We start from the raw sequence: 3,258 nt of genomic DNA, 5'->3' as shown, positions 1-3,258 counted from the left end.
ATGTTCCTTCCGGAGCTGGTTTGCTCTTTGTCTCTGGTAACCAGCTGCGCTTCCTGGCGGGAAACAATCCCGGCACCTACTCAGCTGTTTACCGCGTCAACGCGGATAACGGCCAGTGGGCCAGTGGAACAGTAACCATTGCAGTTCGAGCAATCGATGAAGATACCAACCAGCCCCCAACACCGCGCACCGTCATTGCTCGCGCTATGTCGGGACAGACCGTGCGCATCCCCATTCCTCTGGTGGGAATCGACCCCGATGGTGACTCAGTTCAGTTTGTGGGCCTCGACACCAACCCGGAAAAGGGATCAATCACAAGTGTCGGCGGTGACTGGATTGAATACGAAGCCTCTGCCTATGCAACCGGAACCGATTCCTTCAGCTACTCGGTTGTCGATGCCCTCGGAGCTCAGGCAAGTGCCACAATCCGGGTGGGAATTGCCGAACCACTCGCTGGAGGGCGTAACCCCATCGCCGTCGCCGATAACGTCATTGCCCGTCCCGGTTACACCGTCTATGTTCGTGCACTGCAAAACGATAGTGACCCTGACGGTCGACCACTCTCACTGGTTAGTGTGTCTGCCCAAGACGATTCTGTGACGGCAGAAATCATGGGCGACGTCGTCAAAATCACAGCTCCCCTGACACCAGGCCGTTATGGCCTGGTCTATGAAATCGAAAACGATTTGGCTGGCTCCGCCTCCAACTTCATCACTCTCGAAGTTCAAGCACAGGCACCGCTTTCCAAGCCTGTGATCTCGGATGCAGTGGTGAGCCTGACCGACATCCTCGGACACAACACTGTTGATGTGAACGTGATGGCGAATGCCTTCTTCGCAGATGGTCCCGTTTCGAGCCTGCGCCCCACCATTGTCAATGGCTACGGCTCCACGGCTCGAGTGATCTCCAGCAACACTGTCCGCGTTCAGGTGTTGGCGCAAAGTCAGATCATTCCTTTCTCTGTTGCCCACCCAGATGACCCCAGTGTTAGCTCAACAGCATTTATTTGGGTTCCAGGCACCGATGATGCTTTGCCACAGCGCAAGCGTGGTGTGGCACCACTGACGGTAGTCAGCGAGCAAGCATTGCGCATCAACCTCAATGACTACGTCATTGCAGCTCTCGGTAAGACCGTGAAGCTGACGGACTCCAACACGGTGCGAGCAACCCATGCAGATGGCTCACGCCTCGTGATCAATGACACCACCTTGAGTTACACCAGTGAGGACCGCTACTTCGGTCCTGCCTCCATTTCCTTCGAGGTCACCGATGGTGACTCCGCCACAGCTGCTGGTGCTCACACCGCCACGATTGTGTTGCCGATTACGGTGACTCCTCGTGAAAACATGCCTCCGGTGATGATGGGTGCCAACATCGACCTCGAGCCCGGCCAGGAAAAGACCCTCGACCTGGTCCGCGTCACTCGCTATCCCTATGTCGATGACCAAGATGAGCTCGAATACACCGTCTCCGGTGCTGGCCAGGGCGTCAGTGCGACCTTGGACGGTCAAACCCTGACTCTCAAAGCAAGCGATGACGCAGCTAAGGGCCGCACCGTTCCGTTGACTGTCACGGTCAAGGACAAGGTGGCCGACGGCTCACCAGGACAAATCATTATTCGTATTGTTCCCTCCACCAGGCCACTTGCTATCCCGGCAACGGACAGCATTGTGGCCAAGCGTGGAGAAACCCAGACGGTGGATGTTCTGGCTAACGACCAAGCAACGAACCCCTTCCCGGGCCAGCCTCTCAAGGTGCTCTCTGTTCGAGGTCTGGATGGCGGAAACATCCCAGCTGGTGTGACCGTGACACCTTCTTCCGATAAGGCCACCTTGACGGTGACTGTTTCGGGCAGTGCAGATCCCAGTGACACCACATTGGAATACGAGGTGGCAGATGCCACCAATGATCCAGACCGTTATGTCTGGGGAGTCATCAACATCTCTGTTCAAGACGTTCCTTCAGCCCCACAAGCACCTACCCGTGCTGCTGGGTTTGTCTCTGGAAACTTGACGCTGTCATGGCCTGCACCTGCGGCAAATAATTCAGCCATTACGAAGTACATCGTCGAAAGCGACGGTGGATATCGCAAGGAGTGCACCTCGACCATCTGCTCATTGGATGGACTACCTACCGGTCAGCGCTTCCGTTTCACCGTCAGTGCAACAAATGCCATTGGAACCTCTCAGCTCAGTAGCTGGAGTGAGCCGCTGAGTGCTGATGTTGTGCCGGCAGGGCCCTCAAGTGTGACCATCTCTGCTGTATCTGGTCAGCAAGGTTTAGCCACAATTTCATGGAGTGCTGTGACGACGCCTTCTGGAGGAAGTCCCCTGACTGGATATGAAGTTGTCTTCTATGAAAACGGAAGCCCACGTTCAACCTTCACACCCACCGCAGATCAAACTTCACTCACAAATGTTCCTGTGACACCTGGCGCCAGCTATTTTGCTCGTGTTACATCAAAGAACAGTGCTCAAACTGACAATTGGAACTCTACGGACTCAGGGCCGTTCATTGCTCCGGGAGCGCCCTCACAAGTTTCGATAACCTCAGTAAGCAATAACACCTCAGGTGCGACCACGCTGACGTGGACGGCGGCATATGCTGCCGGTTCTGCCGGTTCAATGCGTTACTTCGTCACACGAGTGGGTAGCGCTTCCGAGGGTTGCCCAAGTGACTATGCGACTCATTCAGCTTCCAGCGCTCTCCAAGGTTCTGACGGAGATAAAGCGCCGGGGACTTATTTCCTGGGAGTCTTTGCTGTCAATGACTTTGGTTGTTCAGCGACAATCACCACGGTAGAAGTACTCGCAGCTCCAACCTTCACTGCAGTGACCTGCATCCTGGCTCCGATTTCACCAAGCTCTGTTTCGTGCGGTGCCAACCTAGCTGCCAACGAATCTTTCGCTTTGCGATTCACCGGGCTTGCTGCTCCTGCAGGTTCGGTTAGCTATCAGGCCAAAGTGGGGAATTCCAATTGGCTTGATCTCAGTGCTGACGCTTCTGATTTTGTCACTGGTGAATATGACGCAACCCGTTATGCCTCAAACGCGATTACAGCTGGCGCAGGTCAGAATGTTGTCGTGAGGGCATGCCTGACTCCCACCAATTGCAGTGCACCCAGTTCAGTTTTGACCGTAGATATCCCCACTCCCGCCCCCTAAAGACCACCCGTTCCATTGAAAGGCACAACATGAGTATGAAACCCGAACAAGCAGCCGGGTTCCAGAAGGTTTTCGACAAGCTCGTCGGAAACGT

Annotated in this window: 1 protein-coding gene; it reads left to right on the top strand. The window is 55.1% G+C overall.

The window, feature by feature from the left end:
- The coding region (locus Q0362_RS03370; protein WP_298119766.1) for an Ig-like domain-containing protein at positions 1-3,164 on the top strand (3,164 nt) is incomplete at its 5' end.
- Positions 3,165-3,258 lie beyond the last annotated feature (94 nt).

The organism is uncultured Aurantimicrobium sp. (assembly GCF_936931525.1).
Classification (GTDB): Bacteria; Actinomycetota; Actinomycetes; order Actinomycetales; family Microbacteriaceae; genus Aurantimicrobium.
This window is presented reverse-complemented; position numbering and strand designations above follow the sequence as displayed.